Raw genomic sequence first — 2769 nt, forward strand, 5'->3', positions numbered from 1 at the left:
CGCCGTCGCTCGGAGTGGCCGGCGCCAAGCCGGCCACCTCGACCGGCAAAGCGCTGTCGGTGGTGGCCCTGCGCAAGACCTACGGGGACGTCGTCGCTGTCGACGAGGCGTCCATGGAGATCGCCGCTGGGGAGTTCGTCACCTTCCTCGGCGCCTCGGGGTCGGGCAAGACCACGACCCTGATGATGATCGCCGGTTTCTGTGAGCCGGATTCCGGCACCATCACCGTCGGGGGCCATGATGTGACCCGGCTGGCGCCGCAGAAGCGGGGCCTGGGTTTCGTGTTCCAGCAGTATCTGCTGTTCCCGCACATGACCGTCGCCGAGAACGTCGCCTTCCCGCTCACGCTGCGCGGCGTGCCGAAGCAGGAAATCCGGCGGCGGGTCGGGCAGACGCTGGAGATGGCGGGCCTGTCCGGGTTCGGCGGCCGCAAGCCGCGTGAGCTGTCCGGCGGGCAGCAGCAGCGGGTGGCCCTGTGCCGGGCGCTGGTCTACCGGCCGCCGGTCATCCTCATGGACGAGCCCCTCGGAGCGTTGGACAAGAAGCTGCGCGACCAGCTCCAGGTCGAGATCAAGGCCATCCAGCAGGAGCTGGGCCTGACCGTCATCTACGTCACGCACGACCAGGAGGAGGCGCTGGTCCTGTCCGACCGCATCGCGGTGATGCGCAACGGCCTGATCGAGCAGTTCGACACCCCCCGGGAACTGTTCGAGCGGCCCAAGACCGCCTTCGTCGCCGACTTCCTCGGCGCGGCCAACTTCCTGCCCGGCCGCATCGACAAGCACGACGACGAGCACACCCTGGTCCGCCTGGACCACAGCGGGGGCCTGCTGAAGGCACGGCGCCACGACCTGGCCGCCGGCACCCAGGTCAAAGTCGCCGTGCAGCCGGGCCGGCTGCGGGCCTGTGCCGCCGACCAGGGGTTTTGTACCGGCACAGTCGAGACCGCCACCTACGTCGGCACCCTGGTCCGCGCGGGCGTGCGCATCGACGGCAAGGAGGCGCCGCTGCTGCGCCTGGAGGCACCGGCCGGCCGCGGGCCCGGCGCCGGCGATCGGGTCGGCATCTGCGCCGATCCGGACGATGTCAACCTCTTCCCCGGCGAACAGGGCAGGTGAGCGATGGCCGCCACCCTCGCCGGCGCCCCCGCCCGCCCCCGCCGGCTGCTGGCCTCCCGCAGAAACCGGGCCGGCATCCTCTACGCCCTGCCGGCCGTGATCTACCTGCTGGCGCTGTTCGTCTACCCGATCTTCAGCACGCTGCTGCTGAGCGTGCAGGACTCTGACGGAGCCCTGACGCTGCACTGGTACGCCGACGCGCTGACGGGCGTGAACCTGTCGGTGCTGTTCACCACGCTGCGCATCGCCGCCGAGACGGCGCTGTTCAGCCTGGTCATCGGGTTCCTGCTGGCCAACGCGATCTCCAGGCTGCGGCCCCTGCTGGCCGCCCTGGCCATGCTGATCGTCGTCGTCCCGCACTTCATCAGCGCCCTGGTGCGCACCTACGGATGGATCATCATGCTCGGCGACAAGGGCCTGATGAACCAGCTGCTGGCCGGCCTGGGGGTGTCCGGCGCGCCGTACCAGCTGCTCTACAACGAGATCGGCGTGGTCATCGGCACCACCGCGATGATGCTGCCCTACACCGTGCTGCTGCTGTACGGCGTGATGCGCGGCGTGGACCGCAGACTGCTCGCCGCCGCAGCCAGCATGGGCGCCGGCCGCCTGACCATCTTCCGCCGGGTCTACCTTCCGCTGGTCGCTCCCGGACTGGCCACCGCCGGGCTGCTCAGCTTCATCCTCGCGCTCGGCTACTACATCACCCCCGCCCTGATGGGCGGCCCCAACCAGACGATGATCGCCTCCCTCATCAACCAGCAGGTGATGAAGCAGAACCAATGGAACGGCGCGGCCGCCGAGGGCGTCATCCTGCTGCTGCTGACCTTCGCAGGCCTGCTTCTGGTCAAGCTCGTCAGCTCCCTCGGCGAGGCCAAGAAGAGGAGCGCGTCATGATGGAGTTGCGCAGCACCCGCACCGGGCGGATCGCGCTGACCACGTTCGCCACCATCATCCTGCTGTTCCTGGCACTGCCGATCATCGTGATCGTCATCACCTCCTTCAGCAAAAGCGCCTTCGCCTCCTTCCCGCCGGACTCCTTCTCGCTCGGCTGGTACCAGGCGCTGTTCGCCGACGGCAGCAAATGGCCGGGCGCGCTGTCGCTGAGCGCTCTCATCGCCTCGCTCAGCACCGTGTTCTCCCTGATCCTCGGCGTGACCGCGGCGACCGCGCTGACCCGCAGCGAACTGCCGCTGCGCTCCGCGGTCTACGCCCTGGTCCTGGGGCCACTGGTCATCCCGCATATCGTCACCGCCCTGGGCCTGTTCCTACTCTTCGAGCCCGCCTCGATGCTGGGCAGCCCGCTCGCGATCGCCCTGGGGCACACCGTGATGGCCTCGCCGATCGCGGTGATGATCCTCGTCGCGACGCTACGCGGAATCGACGAACGCCTGGAGGACGCCGCGGCGAGCATGGGCGCCGGCCGCCTGACGATCGCCCGGCGAATCACCTTCCCCCTGGCCGCGCCGGGGATGGTCGCGGCGGCGATCTTCTCCTTCATCACCAGTTTCGATGATTTCTACGTCTCACAGTTCCTGTCCTCCGTCGGCACCCTGACGCTGCCGGTGCAGATCTACAACTCCCTGATGTTCGACATCGATCCCAGCGTGACCGCGGTCAGCGCGCTACTGATCGCCTTCGCAGTCCTCGCCCT

3 protein-coding genes are annotated in these 2769 nt (G+C 68.9%); all 3 read left to right on the plus strand.

Translation table 11 applies throughout. From position 1 onward, the window contains the following. A partial coding sequence (locus ABN273_RS58990) for an ABC transporter ATP-binding protein (protein ID WP_349458552.1) occupies window positions 1-1118 on the plus strand: 1118 nt, incomplete at its 5' end. A 3-nt stretch (window positions 1119-1121) separates the two neighbouring features. Next, window positions 1122-2012 carry an ABC transporter permease gene (locus tag ABN273_RS58995; RefSeq protein WP_349458553.1) on the plus strand — a complete coding sequence of 297 codons (891 nt, stop codon included), beginning with the start codon at window positions 1122-1124 and terminating at the stop codon, window positions 2010-2012. After that, on the plus strand, window positions 2009-2769 hold a 761-nt coding region (locus ABN273_RS59000), incomplete at its 3' end, for an ABC transporter permease (RefSeq protein WP_349458554.1). The genes ABN273_RS58995 and ABN273_RS59000, both read left to right, overlap by 4 nt.

Origin of the sequence: Nonomuraea sp. B19D2 (genome assembly GCF_040137845.1) — a bacterium.
Classification (GTDB): domain Bacteria; phylum Actinomycetota; class Actinomycetes; order Streptosporangiales; family Streptosporangiaceae; genus Nonomuraea.